Origin of the sequence: Paraburkholderia sp. BR10923, assembly GCF_040948765.1 — a bacterium.
Taxonomy (GTDB): domain Bacteria; phylum Pseudomonadota; class Gammaproteobacteria; order Burkholderiales; family Burkholderiaceae; genus Paraburkholderia; species Paraburkholderia youngii.
In genome coordinates this window covers 583828-603161 of sequence record NZ_JBFPKO010000001.1, presented here as the reverse complement: position 1 = coordinate 603161, position 19334 = coordinate 583828, and the positions used below count along the sequence as shown (strand labels likewise).

At 64.2% G+C, this 19334-nt stretch carries 17 protein-coding genes; 9 read left to right on the top strand and 8 right to left on the bottom strand.

Translation table 11 applies throughout. The annotated features are described in order from the left end of the window. Window positions 1-66: 66 nt before the first annotated feature. Entirely contained in the window at window positions 67-1167 is a 1101-nt protein-coding gene (locus AB3X94_RS02715; RefSeq protein WP_176108330.1) for a polyamine ABC transporter substrate-binding protein, read from the bottom strand. A gap of 534 nt (window positions 1168-1701) precedes the next feature. Here AB3X94_RS02715 and AB3X94_RS02710 point away from each other — a divergent pair. The 3 genes from AB3X94_RS02710 to AB3X94_RS02700 all read left to right on the top strand — a co-directional run bounded on the left by AB3X94_RS02710 (window position 1702) and on the right by AB3X94_RS02700 (window position 4259). Beyond that, window positions 1702-3003 carry an Nramp family divalent metal transporter gene (locus tag AB3X94_RS02710; RefSeq protein WP_176125574.1) on the top strand — a complete coding sequence of 434 codons (1302 nt, stop codon included), beginning with the start codon at window positions 1702-1704 and terminating at the stop codon, window positions 3001-3003. Window positions 3004-3127: 124 nt separating this feature from the next. After that, the gene (locus AB3X94_RS02705; protein ID WP_090800501.1) at window positions 3128-3331 is read left to right on the top strand and encodes a DUF1289 domain-containing protein; all 204 of its coding nucleotides are present in this window, start codon (window positions 3128-3130) and stop codon (window positions 3329-3331) included. Window positions 3332-3374: 43 nt separating this feature from the next. After that, on the top strand, window positions 3375-4259 hold the full coding sequence (locus tag AB3X94_RS02700; protein ID WP_368610716.1) for a uracil-DNA glycosylase: 885 nt from the start codon (window positions 3375-3377) through the stop codon (window positions 4257-4259). A 103-nt stretch (window positions 4260-4362) separates the two neighbouring features. On the opposite strand, the gene AB3X94_RS02695 is transcribed toward AB3X94_RS02700, so the two are convergent. Both AB3X94_RS02695 and AB3X94_RS02690 read right to left on the bottom strand, forming a co-directional pair. Continuing rightward, window positions 4363-5955, bottom strand: a complete 1593-nt coding sequence (locus AB3X94_RS02695; protein ID WP_176108328.1) for an ABC-F family ATPase — start codon at window positions 5953-5955, stop codon at window positions 4363-4365. A gap of 93 nt (window positions 5956-6048) precedes the next feature. Beyond that, window positions 6049-6990: an NAD(P)-dependent oxidoreductase gene (locus tag AB3X94_RS02690; RefSeq protein ID WP_368588686.1), complete on the bottom strand. Its 942-nt coding sequence runs from the start codon at window positions 6988-6990 to the stop codon at window positions 6049-6051. A gap of 247 nt (window positions 6991-7237) precedes the next feature. Between AB3X94_RS02690 and AB3X94_RS02685 the strand changes: the two genes are divergently transcribed. After that, on the top strand, window positions 7238-7447 hold the full coding sequence (locus AB3X94_RS02685) for a dodecin (protein ID WP_018435559.1): 210 nt from the start codon (window positions 7238-7240) through the stop codon (window positions 7445-7447). 109 nt (window positions 7448-7556) lie between these two features. On the opposite strand, the gene AB3X94_RS02680 is transcribed toward AB3X94_RS02685, so the two are convergent. The 4 genes from AB3X94_RS02680 to AB3X94_RS02665 form a co-directional block, all read right to left on the bottom strand. Continuing rightward, window positions 7557-8651, bottom strand: coding sequence for a BMP family ABC transporter substrate-binding protein (locus AB3X94_RS02680; protein ID WP_176108326.1), 1095 nt, complete (start codon window positions 8649-8651; stop codon window positions 7557-7559). A 62-nt stretch (window positions 8652-8713) separates the two neighbouring features. Next, complete coding sequence (locus AB3X94_RS02675) at window positions 8714-9643, bottom strand: ABC transporter permease (RefSeq protein WP_176108325.1); 930 nt, start codon at window positions 9641-9643, stop codon at window positions 8714-8716. Window positions 9644-9683: 40 nt separating this feature from the next. Then, window positions 9684-10790 (bottom strand): ABC transporter permease, encoded by a 1107-nt coding sequence (locus AB3X94_RS02670; RefSeq protein ID WP_176108324.1) that lies wholly within the window; start codon window positions 10788-10790, stop codon window positions 9684-9686. Window positions 10791-10883: 93 nt separating this feature from the next. Beyond that, entirely contained in the window at window positions 10884-12482 is a 1599-nt protein-coding gene (locus AB3X94_RS02665) for an ABC transporter ATP-binding protein (protein ID WP_368610715.1), read from the bottom strand. 272 nt (window positions 12483-12754) lie between these two features. On the opposite strand from AB3X94_RS02665, the gene AB3X94_RS02660 reads away from it, so the two are divergent. Next, complete coding sequence (locus tag AB3X94_RS02660) at window positions 12755-13687, top strand: LysR substrate-binding domain-containing protein (RefSeq protein WP_176108322.1); 933 nt, start codon at window positions 12755-12757, stop codon at window positions 13685-13687. 82 nt (window positions 13688-13769) lie between these two features. Here the strand turns inward: AB3X94_RS02660 and AB3X94_RS02655 are convergent, their stop codons facing one another. Further along, a complete protein-coding gene (locus AB3X94_RS02655; protein WP_368610714.1) occupies window positions 13770-15158 on the bottom strand; it encodes an 8-oxoguanine deaminase in 1389 nt (462 codons plus the stop codon). A 500-nt stretch (window positions 15159-15658) separates the two neighbouring features. On the opposite strand from AB3X94_RS02655, the gene uraH reads away from it, so the two are divergent. The 4 genes from uraH to AB3X94_RS02635 all read left to right on the top strand — a co-directional run bounded on the left by uraH (window position 15659) and on the right by AB3X94_RS02635 (window position 19257). Continuing rightward, entirely contained in the window at window positions 15659-16012 is a 354-nt protein-coding gene (gene uraH / locus AB3X94_RS02650; protein ID WP_368610713.1) for a hydroxyisourate hydrolase, read from the top strand. Between the two features lie 170 nt (window positions 16013-16182). Further along, the gene (locus AB3X94_RS02645; protein ID WP_176108320.1) at window positions 16183-17376 is read left to right on the top strand and encodes a urate hydroxylase PuuD; all 1194 of its coding nucleotides are present in this window, start codon (window positions 16183-16185) and stop codon (window positions 17374-17376) included. 271 nt (window positions 17377-17647) lie between these two features. After that, complete coding sequence (locus AB3X94_RS02640) at window positions 17648-17914, top strand: helix-turn-helix transcriptional regulator (RefSeq protein WP_008920757.1); 267 nt, start codon at window positions 17648-17650, stop codon at window positions 17912-17914. Next, window positions 17911-19257, top strand: a complete 1347-nt coding sequence (locus AB3X94_RS02635; protein ID WP_176108319.1) for a type II toxin-antitoxin system HipA family toxin — start codon at window positions 17911-17913, stop codon at window positions 19255-19257. Before AB3X94_RS02640 ends, AB3X94_RS02635 begins: the two co-directional genes overlap by 4 nt. Window positions 19258-19334: the final 77 nt, after the last annotated feature.

Genomic DNA, 19334 nt, shown 5'->3' with positions numbered 1-19334 from the left:
TTGACGAACAAAGCCCCCGGTGAACACCGAGGGCTTCATAGGCTTCTTATCTGTTTGTTGCCGCGCTTAGCGGCCGGACTTGAACTCGGTCCACAGTCGCGTTTGCAGCCGCTGGATTTCCTGCGGCAGCGGTTTCAACAGGAACAGCTTCTTGATGGTTTCCGGCGACGGGTACACGGCCGGATCGTTCGCGACGTCCTTGTCCACGTACTTGCGCGCTTCCATATTGACGCTCGGGTAGTAGACGGCGTTGGTGATCGCGGCGTGCACCTGCGGCGTCTCGATGTAGTTGATCCACTCGAGCGCGGCTTCCTTGTGCTTCGCGTCCTTCGGAATCGCCATCACGTCGAACCACACCGGCGCGCCGCCCTTCGGCACGAAGTACTCGATCTTGTACGGCTTCTTCGCTTCGAGCGCGCGATGCTTGGCGATCACGACGTCGCCCGACCAGCCGTACGCGAAGCACACGTCGCCGCCGACGAGGTCGTTGATGTAGCCCGACGAGTTGAACTGCGTGATGTACGGACGGATTTTCTTCAGCATTTCGAGCGCGGCGCGGTAGTCGGCCGGGTTCGTGCTCATCGGGTCCTTGCCCATGTAGTGCAGCGCGGCCGCGAACATCTGGTCCGGCGCGTCGAGCACCGACACGCCGCAGGCCTTCAGCTTCGAGATGTTTTCCGGCTTGAACAGAATGTCCCAGTTATCGAGCGGCACGTCCTTGCCGAGGATCTGCTGGACCTTCGTCACGTTGTAGCCGAGGCCGGTCGTGCCGTACGCCCAGGGCACCACGTACTTGTTGCCCGGATCGGCGCCGGCGACGAGCGCCATCAGCGACGGGTCGAGGTACTTCAGGTTCGGCAGCTTCGACTTGTCGAGCGGCTCGAAGATGCCCGCGGCGATCTGCTTGCCCGCATAGTTGCTGGTCGGCACGACGATGTCGTAGCCCGAGTTGCCGGTGAGCAGCTTCGCCTGCAGCGTGTCGTCGCTGTCGTAGTTGTCGTACTTGACCTGAACGCCGGTCTGTTTCGTGAAGTTCGGGATCGTATCCTTCGCGATATAGTCGGACCAGTTATACACGTTCAGCTGCGTATCTTTCGCAGCGGCCGTCAACCACGGCGCCGCGCACAAGATCAGCGCCGCCACCTGCCCCACTATCCGTTTGTTCATCCCGTTCTCCGCTCCCGTCGTCACTCAAGCCGCGCGCTCGCGTGCACGGCCCCCTGAAAACCCCGAAAACTACCACCAATTATTGCCCACTCCAAAAAAAACCCGGAGCTGTCGCGCAAACGGTACAGGCTCTGGCCGCACCCTTGCAAAATGGCCGCAATTTTAACGGGTTATCGGCGCGTGTCTACCGGAAAATACGCGCGCCGCGGTCGCGCTTTCCCCGCGCTGGCGCAGGTCGCGGGGGTTTCGTCGCGTCGCTGTTATCTGCTTGTCAGGTCGACGTCGGCTCGCACCTGGCCGGGGCGCCGCTCGCGCCCGCGCGGGTGCCGGACGCTGCATGCCGGTGCAGAGCCGCGTCGGCGCGCCAGCGCACCTTTCACGCGCACCGGCTTCGCCACGACGGCTCGAATGCTCCTATCATGATCCATTGATGCGGATTGCGCGACGTCGCCGCGCGACGGCCGGCCAGCCGCTGCGCGCCTGCGGTGGGCATATGACTTGCAACAGGCTGCGTTTCCCGGAAGCTCTGGCACGATGAACACCAATCCTTTCGCGATGCGTCCCAACCGGCGCCGGCGTCTGCCGGGCGAGCCGACGCGTCCGGCGCACTGGTTCTCGTTCCTCGGCGCCGGCGCGCTGATCGCGGTCGGCTATATCGACCCCGGCAACTGGGCGACCGCGCTCGGCGCCGGCGCGGGCTACGGCTACCGCCTGCTCGGCATCGTCCTGCTGGCCAGCCTGATGGGGATGCTGATGCAATGGCTGTCGTCGCGCCTCGGCGTCGTGACCGGGCGCGATCTGGCGCAACTGTGCCGCGAGCGCAATGGCCGGCGCGCGACGCTGTTCTTATGGCTGACTAGCGAAGTCGCGATCATCGCCGTCGACGTCGCCGAGGTGGTCGGCAGCGCGGTCGCGCTGCAACTGCTGCTCGGCGTGTCGCTGACGGTCGGCGTGCTGATGTCGGCGGTCTGCACGTTCGCGCTGCTCGCGCTCCGGCAGAAAGGCGGCCGCAGGCTGGAAGCGGTGATCGCCGCGCTGATCGGCCTCGTCGGTCTGTGCTTCGTCGTGCAGCTCGCGCTCGCGCGGCCCGACTGGCACGCGGCGCTCGCCGGCACCGCGCCGAGCATCGAGCTGATCAGAAGCGCGGGCATGCTGTGGCTCGCGGCGGGCATCGTCGGCGCGACGGTCATGCCGCACAACCTGTATCTGCATTCGGCGCTCGTCAAGCACCACGCGCCCGAGAGCAGCGACGCGCAGATCAAGGCCGCGCTGCACGTCGTCAATATCGACACCTTCGGCTCGCTTGCGTTCGCGTTCGTGATCAACGCCGCGCTGCTGATCGTCGCGGCCGCCGTGTTCTATGCCAGCGGCCATCGCGACGTCACCGATCTGGCCGATGCGCATCGGCTGATCGCGCCGCTCGTCGGCAACCGCTGGGCCGGCATCCTGTTCGCGGCGGCGCTGCTCGCGTGCGGACTCAGCGCGACCGTCACCGGCACGCTGGCCGGTCAGGCGGTGATGGAGGGCTTCCTGCGGTTGCGCTTGCCGCGCTGGAAACGCGCACTGCTCACGCGTGCGCTCGCGATCGGGCCGGCCCTGCTCGCGGTGGGCATGTTCGGCCAGCATGGCTCGAATCAGTTGCTGGTCGCGAGCCAGGTCGTGCTGAGCCTGCAATTGCCGCTCGCGGTCGTGCCGCTGATCCGCTGTGCGTCCGATCCGACGCTGATGCGCGGCTGGCGTGTGCACGGTCTGCCGCTCGTGCTGGCTTGGCTGTCGGCGTGGTTCATCATTGCGCTCAACGGCGCGTTGTTGTGGCAGCTGGCGACCGGGGCATGACGGCGGCCCCGCACGTCGGCGCGCGGTCGTCGTGAACTTCGCATCGCGCTGACGTCGCTTGCAAGGCACGCTCCGCGCATCGGTTAACATAGCGGAACTTTGCCTCCCCGCCCCAAGGTTTCCGATGACTTCGAATCTCCACGATCTTCCCGACAGCCCGTGCATCGGCGTCTGCTCCACGCTCTTCGACGAGGTCTGCAAAGGCTGCGGCCGCACCGCGACCGAAGTGTCGAACTGGGTGTTCCTCAGCGACGAGGAAAAGCGCGCGATCTGGACCCGGATCGAACGGGAAGGCACGGCGATGCGCTTTCAGAACGACAAGGTGTGAGCCGGTCGTCTGCACGCATCGCAGTTCGAGGTTGCTTGCGACCATGAAGAATGCCGGGATGTCCCGGCATTTTTTTGGTTTGTGTTTTCCTCTGTGCGCGTTGGAAGCGCATGCATCCAAACCCGAGAACGCTTCGGAAAACTTCGGCTCCATGACCACCACCAGGGACTTCGTTCAGTGCCTCGCGCAATGGCGCCGAATGGCCCACGTGTTCAATCCGTGGTCCGAGACCGATGAACGCGATCAGCCCGGCATCAACGCGCCACTGATTCGCCAGCAACAGCTCGCCGCCTACCTGCAAGCCCGCCGGACGAGCGTCAAGGTGATCCTGATTGCGGAAGCGCTGAGCTGCCGCGGCGGACGTTTCACGGGCATCGCGATGACCTCCGAGCGGATTCTGCTTGGCAACGATGCGAAGCTCAACGGCTTCGCCAGGAGAACGGAGCGCGGCCCGCTACCGGACTATCTGCCGGGTTCGGCAACCCGCACCAGTTGCCGCGATGCGCTGCCTCGAATGACGGACCGCGAATACGGTGTCTATGAGAGAACGGCCTCGGTCGTCTGGCAGACGATGCTTTCCAATGGCTTCGATCCAACCGAGTTTGCGCTATGGAATGCATTCCCGTTTCATCCGTTCGCGGACGAAGACACCGAAAGCAACCGCCGCCCAACGAATCCAGAGCTACATGCGACAGTCCAGATTCTGACTGACTTCATCGGCCTGTTCCCTCCAACCGTGCGGTTCGTTGCGCTTGGACGGGAAGCGGAAAGCGCGCTGCTCAGTCACCCGATGCGGCCGCTGCACGAACTCGTGAGGCACCCTACAGCTAGAGCGGCGAAACCTGCAAATAGCGCGGTTCAAGCGAAGAATCGCCCCATGGGTAAGCTGGATGAAGTCATTCGACGGCTCGCGCTGAGCCGGCATTAGTCCAGCGCCTGGGGCACCGGCTAGCCACCAAAACAAAAGGCCCACGCCGGCAAACTGCCAGCATGGGCCTCAGGGGAATCGCTGAAAACCAGCGACCCAGCGCTTATTGAACGCCCTGACTCGTCAGGAAGTCCTCATAGTTGCCGCCGAAGTCGTTCAGCGTGCCGTCCGTGCGCACTTCGATGATCCGGTTCGCGAGGCCGCTGACGAACTCACGGTCGTGCGAAACAAAAATCAGCGTGCCTTCGAACTTGTCCAGCGCGATCTGCAGCGACTCGATCGACTCCATGTCCATGTGGTTGGTCGGCTCGTCCATCAGCAGCACGTTGTGGCGGCCGAGCATCAGCTTGCCCCAGATCATGCGGCCTTTCTCGCCGCCCGACAGCACCTTGACCGACTTGCGGATGTCGTCCGCATTGAACAGCAGGCGGCCGAGCGTGCCGCGCACCATCTGCTCGTCGTCGCCTTCCTTGCGGTACTGGTCGATCCAGTCCATCAGCGTGACGTCGTTCGGAAACTCTTCGTACGTGTCCTGCGGCATGTAGCCGACGTTCGCGTTTTCCGCCCACTTCACCGTGCCGTGATCGAGTTGCAGATTGCCGAGCAGCGAGCGCAGCAGCGTGGTCTTGCCCGCGCCGTTCTCGCCGATGATCGCGATACGCTCGCCCGGCTGCACGCTGATGCTGAAGTTATTGAAGATCGAGCGCTCGTACTTCTTCGAAATGCTCTCGGCGACCACCGCGATGTTGTGCAGCTTCTTCTCGAACTCGAAGCGGATGAACGGATTCTGCCGCGACGACGGCTTGAATTCCTCGATCTTGATCTTGTCGATCATCTTCAGACGGCTGGTTGCCTGGCGTGCCTTCGACTTGTTCGCCGAGAAGCGGCGCACGAAGTCCTGCAGATCGGCCACGCGCTCCTTCGCCTTCGCGTTGGCGGCCTGCTGACGCTCGCGCGCCTGGGTGCTCGCGAGCATGTAGTCGTCGTAGTTGCCCGGATAGACCTTCAGCGTGCCGTAGTCCATGTCGGCCATGTGCGTGCAGACCTGGTTCAGGAAGTGCCGGTCGTGCGAGATGATGATCATCGTCGAGTTGTACTGGTTTAGAATATCTTCCAGCCAACGGATCGAGTTGATGTCCAGGTTGTTGGTCGGCTCGTCCAGCAGCAGCACGTCCGGCTTCGAGAACAGCGCCTGCGCGAGCAGCACGCGCAGCTTCCAGCCCGGTGCGACGTTGCTCATCGGGCCGTTGTGGTCTTCGATCGCGATGCCGATGCCGAGCAGCAGTTCGCCCGCGCGCGCTTCGGCCGTGTAGCCGTCGTACTCGGCGAACTTCGCTTCGAGTTCGGCCGCGTGCATGTAGTCGTCGTCGGTCGCGTCGGGGTTCGCGTAGATCGCGTCGCGCTCGGTCATCGCGGCCCACATTTCGGTGTGGCCCATCATCACGACGTCGAGCACGCGCACGTCTTCGTATGCGAACTGGTCCTGACGCAGCTTGCCCAGACGCACGTTCGGCTCGAGCATCACGTTGCCCGAGCTCGGCTCCAGATCCGAACCGAGAATCTTCATGAAGGTGGATTTACCGCAGCCGTTCGCACCGATCAGGCCATAGCGGTTCCCTTCCCCGAATTTGACCGAAATGTTCTCGAAGAGGGGCTTCGGCCCGAATTGCATGGTGATATTGGCAGTAGACAGCACGGCGCGTCCCTTTGAATGTGATATCGGCGAAAAACCCAATATTTTAGCAGGTTTAGAGATTTCAGCCCGACAGTTCGCCCGCCGCGGCGCGCGTCACCCGTTCGAGCCGTCGCGCGGCGTCTGCAGAATGTCGATAAAGGCCGAAAAATCCGCGTCGGCGAGCCCCATCGCGGCACCGAGTCGCAGCAATTGCTGGACCGTCGACGCGACCGGCATTGGCGTGCCGGTCTCGTAGGCGGCCGCCGCAACCGTATCGACGTCCTTCTGGAACGTGCGCAACGCGCCGATCGGCGCGAGATCGCTTTGCGTCATCCGCGGCACGAAGGTCCGCAGCAGCACCGAATCGGCCCAGCCGCCGGCGAGCGCCTCGGGCAGCTTCGCGGCGTCGATGCCGCTGCGCTGCGCGAGGCTCACCGCCTCGGCGATCGCGGCGACGGTCGCGGTGACGATCGCCTGATTGCACAGCTTCGCGGTTTGCCCGGCGCCGACCTCGCCCATGTGCGTGACGCGGGCGGCATAGGCATCGAGCAAGGGGCGCACCGCGGCGAGATCGCTGGCCGCGCCGCCTGCCATGATCGCGAGCGTGCCCGCCGTGGCGCCGGCGACGCCGCCCGACACCGGTGCGTCGATCCAGCCGATCGAAGCGCCATCCCGACAGGCTCCCGCGCCCGCCATCCCGCCCTGCCCGGCGAAATCCGCCACCCGTCGCGCCAGCGCGCGCGTCGCGGCAGGCGCAATGCTCGAATGATCGACGATCCAGCGCACACGGCGCGGAGTCGAAGGATCGCCATCGAGCAGCCCCGCCGGGCCGAACACGGTCTGTTCGACCGCCGCCGCGTCCGCGACGCACAGCAGCACCGCGTCGCAGCGCGCGGCCAGCTCACGCGGCGCATCGACGACGTGCGCGCCCTCGGCCCGCAACGCTTCGGCCTTCGCTCGCGTGCGGTTCCACACATGCACGGTATGGCCCGCGCGCAGCAGGTGCCGGATCATCGGCGCGCCCATCAGACCGGGGCCGCAAAAACCAATTTCCACGTTCGAACCTCGTTGCTATCAGATTGAATGGGTTATGTTGCGTACACATGATAACGACCAAGCGATACCGGGCACGCGACGTGCGGCATCGATGGTCCGGGCAAAGACGTTTGATCCGCCGCGCAAGCGATGACGCTCGCGAGCACGCATATGTCCGACGGACTGCGCGAACCGTTGCCTATACTTTTTCCATGCGCGTTTCCGAGCAGCGTTTTATCGACCAGCGGCGCACACCAAGGAGGAATTCATGTCAGAACACGTTTACAAGAAGATCGAACTGACCGGTTCGTCGAAGAAATCGATCGACGACGCGATCACCACCGCGATTGCCAAAGCGTCGGAAACGCTGCGCAATCTGCACTGGTTCGAGGTCACGGAAACGCGCGGCCAGATCGAGAACGGCAAGGTCGCGTACTGGCAGGTCACGCTGAAGGTCGGCCTGCGCATCGAGGACTGAGCGGCGATCGCACGACACGCTTGCGCGCTGCCACGCGCAGGCCGCAAACAGAAAAGCTGCATCCAGCCCAGGCTGGATGCAGCTTTTTTTCAATAGCGGACCGCCCGCTTTACTTCGGCAGCGCCCCGTCGACACCCTCGACGTACCAGTTCAGGCGCTGCAATTCCGCATCGGTCAGGGTCTTGCCTTCCGGCACCTTCACCGTGCCCGACTGATCCTTGATCGGGCCAGTGAACACGTCGCGCTTGCCGCTCGCGAGTTCTTCGCGCCTGGCGGCGACCTGCTTCTGCCCATCGGCCGGAATCGCCGACGTGTTCAGGTTTTCGAGGTTGACGGCCTTCTGCGGAATGCCCCACCACACCGGATCGTTCTTCCACTTGCCGTCGAGCACCTGCTGGATCACCGCGCTGTAGTACACGCCCCAGTGCGCGACCACCGAGCCGAGATGCGCATCAGGACCGAACTTCTTCATGTCCGAATCCCAGCCGAACGCGTGCACGTGCTTCTCCGAAGCTGTGGCGAGCGTCGCGCTCGAATCGGTGTTTTGCAGCAGCACGTCGGCGCCCTGGCCGATCAGCGTTTCGGCGGCCTGCTTTTCCTTGCCCGGATCGAACCAGCTGTTGATCCAGATCACCTTCGTATGCACCTTCGGGTTCACCGAGCGCGCACCCAGCGTGAACGCGTTGATGTTACGCACCACTTCCGGAATCGGCACCGACGCGACGAAGCCGAGCGTGTTGCTCTTCGTCACGTAGCCCGCGGCGACGCCGGCCAGATATGCGCCCTGGTACATGCGCACGTCGTAGGTGCCGAAGTTCGGCGCCTTCTTGTAGCCGGTCGCGTGCAGGAAGATGGTGTCCGGGAAGTCCTTCGCGACCTTCAGCTGGAAGTCCTGGAAGCCGAAGCTCGTGCCGAAGATGATCTTGTTGCCCTTGTTGGCGAGATCGCGGAACACGCGCTCGGAGTCGGCCGATTCCGGCACGTTCTCGACGCGCGTGACCTTGATCCGGTTACCGAACTTCGCTTCGGCTTCGCGCGAGCCTTGATCGTGCGCGAAGGTCCAGCCGGCATCGCCCGGATTGCCGAGATAAACGAACGCGACGCCCGGCACATCGGCGGCCTGCGCGGTTTGCGCGAGCGGCGCGGCGAGTGCCAGCGACGCCGCACCCCACGCGAAAGCGGTCAGCAGATTTCTTCTCTTCATGTTTTTCCCCTGTCGTGATGAGCGAATAGTAGTGAGTGGATCGACAAAAAACTGTGTCGCCGTCAGCCCGCCGAAAAAAACGGCTTGCCGAGCGACGCGGGCGCATTCAGGCGAATCGTGTTCGGATTGCGCGAGATCAGCGCCAGCACGACGATCGTCGCGACGTAGGGCAGCATCGCGAGGAACTGCGTCGGCACCGGCACGCCGATCGCCTGTGCGTAGAACTGCAGCCCCGTCACCGCGCCGAACAGCAGCGAGCCGATCAGCAGACGGCCCGGGCGCCACGTCGCGAACACGACGAGTGCCAGCGCGATCCAGCCGCGGCCCGAGGTCAGGTTCTCCTGCCACAGGTGCAGATTGACGATCGAATAGTAGCCGCCCGCGAGCCCCGCCATGCCGCCGCCGAACGCGACCGCGCCATAGCGCACGCCGACCACCGGAAAGCCGACCGAGTGCGCGACCTGCGGCGATTCCCCGACCGAGCGCAGCACGAGCCCCGCGCGCGTGCGATACAGAAACCAGCCGATCGCCGCGAACATCAGGAACGCGAGGTAATCGAGCGGCGTGAGCGTAAACAGCGCGGGGCCGAGCACCGGGATTTTCGACAGGCCGGGGATCGTCCACGTATCGATCGTCGCGCGCACCGCGGCCGACGTGTACGGCTTGCCGACGTACGCGGACAATCCGATGCCGAAGATCGTCAGCGACAGGCCGGTCGCGACCTGGTTGGCGAGCATCGTCAGCGTCAGGAACGCGAACAGCAGCGACATCGCGAGACCGGCGCCGATCGCGGCGAGCACGCCGAGCCACGGGCTGCCGGTGATCGACGTGACCGCGTAGCCGCTGACGGCGCCCATCAGCATCATCCCTTCCACGCCGAGGTTGAGCACGCCCGATTTTTCGGCGACGAGTTCGCCGGCGCCCGCGAACATCAGCGGGATCGACGCGGTGATCGCGCTCGACGTGAGCGCGCTGGCTTGCTGGATATCCATATCGAGTTCTGAAAGCGGTTTAGCGAGCTGATTGGCAAGCTCAATGACCCACTGCCACGGCCGAGCGGCGCCGCACGCGGTAGTTCACGAACAGGTCTGCGCCGAGCAGGCAGAACAGCAGCAACCCCTGAAATACGCCCGACAGCGCCTGCGGCAATTGCATCGAGGTCTGCACCGCTTCGCCGCCGAGATACAGCAGCGCCATCAGCAGACTGGCGAGCACGATGCCGAGCGGATGCAAGCGGCCGACGAACACGACGATGATCGCGGTGAAGCCGTAGCCCGGCGACCACGTCGCTTGCAACTGGCCGATCGGACCGGCGATCTCGCCCATGCCGGCGAGGCCCGCGAGGCCGCCGCTAATCAGCAGCGAGGTCCAGATCGTCTTCTTGTCGGAGAAGCCGGCGTAGCGCGCGGCGAGCGGCGCGAGTCCGCCGACGTTCATCCGGTAGCCCGCGAAGCTCTTGCGCATGAACAGCCAGACGAGCGGAATCGCGATCAGCGTGAGGAACACGGACGCGTTCAGGCGCGTGCCGCGCAGAAATTTCCAGTGCCAGTCGCCATACAGCGTCGGAAACAGCGCGTCGCCGCTGAACATCTCCGACAGCGGAAAGTTCATGCCCTGCGGATCGCGCCACGGGCCGCTCACCAGGTAGATCAGCAGTTGGGTCGCGACGTACGTGAGCATCAGGCTCACGAGAATCTCGTTGGTATTGAAACGGCTCTTCAGGAACGCGGGAATCGCAGCCCACGCCATGCCGCCGAGGATGCCCGCGAGCATCATCGTCGGCAGGATCCACCAGCCGCTCGCCTGATCGAAATAGATCGCGACGCCGCTTGCCGCGATGCCGCCGAGCAGCATCTGCCCTTCGGCGCCGATGTTCCACACGTTCGCGCGATAACCGATCGCGAGACCGAGGCCGATCAGGCACAACGGCGACGCCTTCAGCAATAGCTCCGACCAGCCGTTGATGCTCGACAGCGGCTCGATGAAGAACGCGTGCATCGCCTGCAAGGGGTCGCGGCCGACGAGGCCGAAAATCAGAAAGCCGATCGCGAGCGTCAGCACTGCGGCGATCAGCGGCACGGCGAGCTGCATCGTGCGCGAGGGCGTGGTGCGGGCTTCGAGTCGATAAGGAAGCATCATGGGTGGCGTGGGTTTGTTCGGGTTCTGTTCTTCAGGGTCCGCATTCGAGTGCGTGCTTTGCGTTTTGGCTTGGCCGGCGGGCAACGCCTCGCCTCACGCATGCGCCGGTTGGTCTGCCGCAGGCGCCGCGCCCTCGCGGTCGCCGAATAGCCCCGCCATCCAGCGGCCGATTTCCTCGGCGTTGGTCGCACCGGTCGCGCGCACCGGCGAGAGCCGCCCACCCGCGAGCACCGCGATGCGATCGCAGATATCGAACAGCTCTTCCAGTTCCTCCGAGATCACCAGAATCGCGACGCCGCGCGCGGACAGATCGAGCAGTTGTTGACGGATGAACGCGGACGCGCCGACATCGACGCCCCATGTCGGCTGCGCGACCACCAGTACCTTCGGCGCCTGCAAAATCTCGCGGCCCATGATGTACTTCTGCAGATTGCCGCCCGACAGACTTTGCGCGAGCGCGTCGGGGCCGCCGCAGCGCACGTCGAACGCGTCGATGCAGCGCTTCGCGAACGCGCGCATCGCGCCCGCCCTGATCCAGCCCGACTTGACCATGCTCTGCCGATGCGCGGTCAGCAACGCGTTGTCAGCAAGGCTCATCGCCGGCACCGCTCCGCGGCCGAGCCGCTCCTCGGGCACGAAGCCAAAGCCGAGCGCGCGCCGGCGGCCCGCGCCGAGGCGCGCGGCCGGTCTGCCGCAGATCTTGATCGCGTCGGCCGGCAGGCTGCGTTTTTCAGCGCGCTTTTCTCCGGACAACGCCGCGAGCAGTTCCGCCTGGCCGTTGCCCGACACACCGGCAATGCCGAAGATCTCGCCCGCATGCACGCTGAACGACACGTCGCGCAACGACGTGCCGAACGGATCGTCGCTCGCGACCGACAACTGCCTGACGTCGAGCAGCACCGCGCCCGGCTTGTGCTCGCGCCGCGTGTAGTCGGGCAGCGAGTGGCCGACCATTAACTGCGCGAGCGACGCATGCGTCTCGTTCTTCGGCGTCACATTGCCGGTCACGCGGCCGCCTCGCATCACGGTCGCGGTGTCGCACAACTCCTGGATTTCGTCGAGCTTGTGGCTGATGTAGAGAATGCTGCAGCCTTCGGCCGCGAGCCGACGCAGCGTCGTGAACAGCTTGCGGACCGCCTGCGGCGTCAGCACCGAGGTCGGTTCGTCCATGATCAGGAGACGCGGATTCTGCAGCAGGCAGCGCACGATTTCGACGCGCTGGCGCTCGCCGACGGTGAGGCTGTGCACGTGCCGTTGCGGATCGATGTCGAGCCCGTAGTCGGCCGACACCTCGCGAATGCGTTTCGCAAGGGACTTCAGATCGAACGGTTCGTCGAGCGCGAGCGCGATGTTTTCGCCGACCGTCAGCGTTTCGAACAGCGAGAAGTGCTGGAACACCATGCCGACGCCGAGCTTGCGCGCGGCCGCCGGGCTCGCGATGTCGACCGTCTCGCCTTCCCAGCGGATCTCGCCGGCGTCGGGCCGCACCGCGCCGTAGATGATCTTCATCAGCGTGCTCTTGCCCGCGCCGTTCTCGCCGAGCACCGCGTGGATTTCGCCGGGCGCGACGACGAGCGTGACGTCGTCGTTGGCGCGCACGGCCGGGTACTGCTTGGTGATGCCCGTCAGCGCGAGCCGGGGCACCGCCTGGCCGGTGAGTGGTGCGCCGTCGCTAAGTGGAGTGTCGCTCATGAGATTCCGTAGTGCGTTTGAGACGCCGCTTGCTGCCTGAATACCGCCGGGTCGACGTCGATGACGTCCACCGTGCCGACGGGCGATCCGTCACCACAACCGAATGACGATACCTAATTCGACCCACTCAGTCGAGTTGACAAAATTCCCGCAAACCCGCGCCGCTACAAGCTCTGCGGGTATGTCACCCTTGACGTCGTTTTTCGTCCATATTAAAACGCATATACCCCCACGTCCGTTCGATCAGCCAGCACATATATTTCGGAGAATCCATGAGCCAGCAACGCGAGGCGATCGACACGTACCTGCTGCGCGTGTTGCACACGCTACTGATGGAGCGCAGCGTCACGCGCGCCGCCGTCAAACTGAATCAGTCCCAGCCCGCGATCAGCGCGGCGCTGCGCCGTCTGCGCGACATCACCGGCGACCCGCTGCTGGTGCGCGGCAAGTCCGGCATGGTGCCGACCGAATACGGTTTGCGCCTGCTCGAACCGGTGCAGAACGCGCTGCGCGAAATCGAGCGCATCAAGTTCCAGCAGCACAACTTCGATCCGGCCACATCCATCCGCTGCTACCGGATCGGCTGTCCCGACTACCTGAACGTGCTATTCGTGCCGACGGTCGTCGAACGTTTTCGCCAGGCCGCGCCAAACGCGACGCTCGAATTCCATTCGCTCGGCCCCGCGTTCGACTACGAACTCGCGCTCGAGGACGGCAAGCTCGACATCGTGGTCGGCAACTGGCCGGAGCCGCCCGAGCAATTGCATCTGTCGAACCTGTTCGTCGATCAGATCGTCTGCCTGATGAGCAACTCGCATCCGTTCGCCAAACGTGGCGGGCTCACGCTCGACCAGTACCTGAACGCACCGCATCTCGCGCCGACGCCGTACTCGGTCGGCCAGCGCGGCGCGATCGACGTGCATCTCGCGCGCGAGCGGCTCAAGCGCCATGTGGTCGTCACGCTGCCCTACTTCAATCTCGCGCCGTACGTGCTGATCAAATCCGATCTGATCTTCACGACGACGCGCCTCTTTGCCGACTACTACGCGAAGTTCCTGCCGCTGACCGTGATGCCCGCGCCGCTCGACTTCCCGCCGATGCAGTACTACCAGCTGTGGCACGAGCGCGTGCACTACTCCGACGAAGTGCGCTGGCTGCGGGGGCTGGTTGGCGAGGCGACCCGGACGTTGATCGACAAGCCCTGAGCCCGCATGCGGCGCCGCTCAGAGATCAACGACTCGCGGCATCCGCGCATCAGAGCGTGAGTGCCGCCCCTTCCGCTCAAGCTCAAGCCGCCGCCTCGTAAAGCTGCCGCGCGAGCACGTTATGCCGCTCGATCACCGGCCCGAGTTCGAGCGTCGCCAAGCGCCCCTCCTTCACCACCACCTTGCCGTCGATCACGCTATAGCTGACCTGCGACGGCGCGCAGAATACCAGAGCCGCCACCGGATCGTGCAGTGCGCCGGCAAACTGCGGCTGACTCAGATCGAACGCGACGAAATCCGCGGCCATGCCAGGCGCGAGCGCGCCGATGTCGTCGCGATTGAGCACGCGCGCGCCGCCCACGGTCGCGATTTCGAGCGCCTCGCGCGCGGTCATCGCATCGGGCCCGAAACCGACGCGCTGCAACAGCAGCGCCTGGCGCACTTCGGCGACCATCTGCGCACCGTCGTTCGACGCCGAGCCGTCGACACCGAGCCCAACCGGCACGCCCGCGAGCCGCATGCGCTTGACCGGCGCGATGCCCGACGCGAGCCGCATATTCGAGCACGGACAGTGCGCGACGCCGGTGCCGGTGCGGGCGAACAGCGCGATGCCCGAGTCGTCGAGTTGCACGCAGTGCGCATGCCATACGTCGCGGCCGACCCAGCCGAGATCGTGCGCATACTCGGCCGGCGTCATGCCGAACTTAGCGCGGCTGTATTCGACGTCGTTGACGTTCTCCGCCAGATGCGTGTGCAGCGACACGCCGTACTGGCGCGCGAGCAGCGCCGATTCGCGTATCAGGTCGCGGCTCACCGAAAACGGCGAGCACGGCGCCACGACGACGCGCAGCATCGCGTAACGGCCGTCGTCGTGATACGTCTCGATCAGACGCTGCGTGTCCTTCAGGATGTCCGCTTCGCGCTCGACCACCGAATCGGGCGGCAAGCCGCCGTCTTTCCGTCCCACGCTCATGCTGCCGCGCGCCGCATGAAAGCGCATGCCGATGCGGCGCGCCGCGGCGATGCTGTCGTCGAGACGGCTGCCGTTCGGATAGATATACAGATGGTCGCTCGACGTCGTGCAGCCCGACAACAGCAGCTCGGCCATCGCGGTCAGCGTCGATACTTCGATCATGTCGGGCGTGAGGTTCGCCCACACCTTGTACAGATTCGTCAGCCAGCCGAACAGCTCGGCGTTCTGCGCGGCGGGAATCGCGCGCGTGAGGCTTTGGTACATGTGGTGATGCGTATTGACGAGGCCAGGAGTCACCAGGTGGCCGCGCAGGTCGAGTACCTGATCGGCCGTTTGCGGCAGTTGCGCGGTCGGGCCGACCGCGACGATCCGGTTGTCCTCGATAAATAGCCCGGCGTCGCGCAATTCGCGCCGCTCGCCATCCATTGTGACCAGCATGTCCGCGTGCTTCACGAGCATCGTTTTGCCGGGTTGTTTCAGTGCTTCATTCATCGTCATTCGTCTGTCCGCCTGATTGCCTGCATGCAAAGCCGTTCGAACGCGATGCGGCGGCACGCCACCCGTGCCGCCGCGTTCGGTTGAACGCCGTTGGCCCGGTTACCCAGCGTGAATCGCCGTCTTCGGGGTTTGCCGTGCCAAAGGCCTGCCTTTGCACGGGTGTGTCGCACAGCGCTTACCTTCGGTAGCCAAAATCCCGCTGGCAACTCGCGCGGTTGCGATACCCAACTTCACACCGCCAATATAGTGGTGCATTTTTGGCGCCGGTACGATCGGCCGATGAGCCGGCGCGGCTTTCGACTGGCTGTCCATCATGCGCGAACTATTATCTTTCCTATCGCTCGCGCGCTGAACAGGGCATCCTTTTTACAATGGCTGCCACGGCGCTCGCTTCAATTCGCCGACGGGTATGTAGCCACTGACGTGGAGCCTCGATCCGCCGCAAACGTAATGGATCGGGCCGCCGCCGACACCTCGCATTCACACAAGGACAATTGCGAATGGGCAAGCTCACTACCCACGTGCTCGACACCGCGAACGGCCGTCCCGGCGCAGGCATTAAGGTCGAACTCTTCGCGCTCGCCGGAGACACGCGCCGCGCACTCAAAACCACTGTCACCAATCACGACGGCCGCTGCAACGAGCCGCTGCTCGAGGGCGACGCGCTCGTCGCTGGCGAGTACGAACTCGTGTTCGGCGCGGGCGACTACTTCGCGTCGCTCGGCACCAGGTTGCCGGAACCGCGCTTCGTCGATCGCGTTGTGCTGCGCTTCGGCGTCGCCGATGCCAGCGCGCACTATCACGTGCCGCTGCTGGTGTCGCCGTTTTCGTACAGCACGTATCGGGGCAGCTAGCCCTGCCGGATGCAAGCCGCGTCCGCTTCGGCACGAACAGACACCAATACGCACAAGCGCCCCGCGATACCCATAACAAGCCGCGCTGCGTCTTCTATCCGCAGTCGGCGCGATGACCGGCGACGTCGAACGTCATCGCGCGCACAACGAATCAGAAGTGGAGGAGTTTCATGGAAGGCTTTATCACCGACTGGTTGAACCTCGCGATTCGCTGGTTCCACGTCATCGCCGCCATCGCATGGATCGGCGAATCGTTCTATTTCGTCGCGCTCGACAACAGCCTGAAACCGCCGACCGATCCGAACCAGCGCCGTCGCGGCGTGTTCGGCGAACTGTGGCACGTGCACGGCGGGGGCTTCTACAACATGCAGAAGTACACGGTCGCGCCGCCGGAAATGCCCGAAGACCTGCACTGGTCGAAATGGCCGTCGTACACGACGTGGCTGTCGGGCTTCGGCCTCTTTACCGTGCTGTATCTGTTCTCGCCGAGCACCTACCTGATCGACAAGAACGTGCTCGACATGGGACCGGTGGTCGCTGTCTCCTCGGCGATCGGTTTCCTCGCGGCCGGCTGGATCGTCTATGACTCGCTGTGCCGCATTCTCGGCACGCGCGACAAACTGCTCGGCATCTGTGTCGGCGTATATGTGCTGATCGCGGCGTATCTCGCCTGTCATATCTTCGCGGGCCGCGCGGCGTATCTGATCATGGGCGCAATGCTCGCGACGATCATGTCGGCCAACGTGTTCTTCGTGATCATTCCGGGCCAGCGCAAGATGGTCGACGCGATGCTAAAGGGCGACACGCCGAACCCGATCTACGGCAAGCGCGGCAAGCAGCGCTCGGTGCACAACACCTACTTCACGCTGCCGGTCGTGTTCGCGATGCTGTCGAACCACTACGCGATGACCTATACGCATCCGTACAACTGGGCGGTGCTCGTCGTCATCATGCTGGCCGGCGCGCTGATCCGTCAGTTCTTCGTGATGCGCCATCGCGGCCAGGTGTTGTGGTATCTGCCGCTCGTCGGCGTCGCGCTGATGTGCACGGCGCTCGTGTGGACCATGCCGCGTCCGGTGGTGCCGCAGGCGCAGGCCGCCAACGCGCCGACGCTGAAGGTCGCCGACATCGCGCCGGTGTTGCAGCAGCGCTGCGTGGCTTGCCACTCCTCGCATCCGACGATGATGGGCAGCGCGCCCGCCGGCGTGCTGATGGATACCCCCGACGAAATCTCGCAGAACGCACAGCGCATTTACCAGCAGGCGGTCACGTTGAAAGCGATGCCGCTCGGCAACGTCACGCACATGACCGACGACGAGCGGATGAAGATCGCCGCGTGGTTCGAAGGCGGCGCGGCGAAGTAAAGACGTCTGTCGGGATCACGATTCCGGTGCCGAGGTAGAGGCTGGTGTGTGTACGGGCTTGTCGCGAGAGCGGCAAGCCCGTTGTCGTTTGGGGAGGAATGGCGGGGGCAGTCAGTGGCATCGATACATTAGATTTGTCGCCCTTGGGCCACAAACTAAGCCAAAGATGCATAAAATGTAGCCCTAGAGGCACAAAAACAAACAAACTTGTTGTAACTCTTGGGCTACAATAAATGGCAAATACGTTGAATTTGACGCCCTGAGGCCACAAATGACCAACCTCGCCGATGTCTCGGACATGCTGAAAGCCGTACGACGCGACAGCAAGCTATCGCAGGAAGAGCTTGCGCGCCGCGCGGGCGTGGCCCGCACGACCGTCGCGCGGATGGAGACGCTCGCCAAAAACGATATGAGCGTGTCCGTGCTCGTGCGCCTGCTCGAAGCCGCCGGTTACGACCTCAAGTTCGTCGCGCATGGACATGGCCGCACGCTCGAAGACATCCTCGCTGAACAGCGCAGCCCGGACGCGCAGCCATGAAGCTCGACGTTCAGGTACTGGGCAAGAACGTTGCCACGCTGTTTCGCGAGCGCGACGACTATGTCCTCAAATACAACCGCGATGCGAGCGCGGCCGACTTCGTCAGTCTGACGATGCCGGTGCGCGAAGAGGCCTGGCGCTGGCCGCGCGACCTGCATCCGTTTTTCCGGCAGAACCTGCCCGAGGGCTATCTGCTGAATCTGATCCGCGAGCAATTCGGGCCCTTGCTCGACGGAACCGATCTGTCGCTGCTCGCCGTCGTGGGTTCGATGGGGATCGGCCGGGTCACCGTGACGCCAGAAGGCGTGGCGCCGGGCACCGAACTGGAGGCGCTCGACGTCCAGCACATCCTGCACGGCGACAACACCGCCGAACATTTTGCGCAACTGGTGCGTGAATACGCGCGAGCGGCCATTTCAGGTGTCGTGCCGAAGTTCATCGCGCCGGAAGCGCAGCCTGCCGCATCGACACCGTTGCGGCTCGGAAAGCCGACGATTCGAACGAGCCGTCACATCGTCAAAGGTTCGGACGACAACACGCCCTTTCTCGGTTTCAACGAGTTCCATTCGATGCGGGTGCTGGAGCGGCTCGGGGTGGCGCCCGTTGCGCGCACCCAGATGTCGGACGATGGCCGGGCGCTCGTCGTCGAGCGCTTCGATGTCGACGAAGATGGACTGCCGGCGTACGGCGTCGAAGACCTGTGCGGCCTGCTCGGTTTGCCGCCGCACGAAAAATACAATTCGACCAGCGAGAAAATGCTCAACGCGGCAAGAGCGTATCTGCTCGATCGCGACACCACGCGAACGCAGCTCCAGCAGCTCGGCTGGCATCTGCTGACCAACTACGTCGTGCGCAATGCGGACTGCCACACCAAGAACGTCGCGCTGTTCTATACGTCGGTCGACGATGTCGCGTTCACGCCCGTCTACGATGTCGTGACGACCCAGGCTTATCCGCGCTTCGCCGCCAATCCGCCGGGCCTCGCCATCGACGGCCGCAAGACCTGGGCAGCCGGTAAAACGCTGGAACGCTTTTTCAACACGCGCATGGGCATCGCTCCGCGGCAATATGCGCAAATGGTCGAGGCGCTGTGCGACTCGGCTGTCGACGTCGGTCACGAGTTGATCGAGGCAGCGCGCAACGAACCGCAGTGGCGCACGGTCGCCAAGCAGATGCTGCATGCGTGGGACGACGGCATGACATCGCTGCGTTCGCCAAAGAAGAGCCTGCAATTCAGCGGGCTCAAGCCGGCCATCGAAGCAGCGGGATTTTCGGCGCCGGAGCCGCCCGAGCTGTCAAGAGAAGTCATCGGGCATTCGCCGCTGCTCGGCAGGCGCAAGTGATCGTGATCCATGCAAGAAAGCCCGCGACGTAACGCACGTCGCGGGCTTTTCTTTTCAACCGCAACGCTACCGGCTAC

Bases quoted from the DNA above. Each gene is read 5' to 3' on its own strand.
- AB3X94_RS02640 (WP_008920757.1), top strand. From the start codon at position 17,648: ATGACCAACCTCGCCGATGTCTCGGACATGCTGAAAGCCGTACGACGC.
- AB3X94_RS02655 (WP_368610714.1), bottom strand. From the start codon at position 15,158: ATGACGATGAATGAAGCACTGAAACAACCCGGCAAAACGATGCTCGTG.
- AB3X94_RS02670 (WP_176108324.1), bottom strand. From the start codon at position 10,790: ATGATGCTTCCTTATCGACTCGAAGCCCGCACCACGCCCTCGCGCACG.
- AB3X94_RS02645 (WP_176108320.1), top strand. From the start codon at position 16,183: ATGGAAGGCTTTATCACCGACTGGTTGAACCTCGCGATTCGCTGGTTC.
- AB3X94_RS02705 (WP_090800501.1), top strand. From the start codon at position 3,128: ATGACTTCGAATCTCCACGATCTTCCCGACAGCCCGTGCATCGGCGTC.
- AB3X94_RS02710 (WP_176125574.1), top strand. From the start codon at position 1,702: ATGAACACCAATCCTTTCGCGATGCGTCCCAACCGGCGCCGGCGTCTG.
- AB3X94_RS02675 (WP_176108325.1), bottom strand. From the start codon at position 9,643: ATGGATATCCAGCAAGCCAGCGCGCTCACGTCGAGCGCGATCACCGCG.
- AB3X94_RS02715 (WP_176108330.1), bottom strand. From the start codon at position 1,167: ATGAACAAACGGATAGTGGGGCAGGTGGCGGCGCTGATCTTGTGCGCG.
- uraH (WP_368610713.1), top strand. From the start codon at position 15,659: ATGGGCAAGCTCACTACCCACGTGCTCGACACCGCGAACGGCCGTCCC.
- AB3X94_RS02635 (WP_176108319.1), top strand. From the start codon at position 17,911: ATGAAGCTCGACGTTCAGGTACTGGGCAAGAACGTTGCCACGCTGTTT.
- AB3X94_RS02665 (WP_368610715.1), bottom strand. From the start codon at position 12,482: ATGAGCGACACTCCACTTAGCGACGGCGCACCACTCACCGGCCAGGCG.
- AB3X94_RS02680 (WP_176108326.1), bottom strand. From the start codon at position 8,651: ATGAAGAGAAGAAATCTGCTGACCGCTTTCGCGTGGGGTGCGGCGTCG.
- AB3X94_RS02660 (WP_176108322.1), top strand. From the start codon at position 12,755: ATGAGCCAGCAACGCGAGGCGATCGACACGTACCTGCTGCGCGTGTTG.
- AB3X94_RS02700 (WP_368610716.1), top strand. From the start codon at position 3,375: ATGAAGAATGCCGGGATGTCCCGGCATTTTTTTGGTTTGTGTTTTCCT.
- AB3X94_RS02685 (WP_018435559.1), top strand. From the start codon at position 7,238: ATGTCAGAACACGTTTACAAGAAGATCGAACTGACCGGTTCGTCGAAG.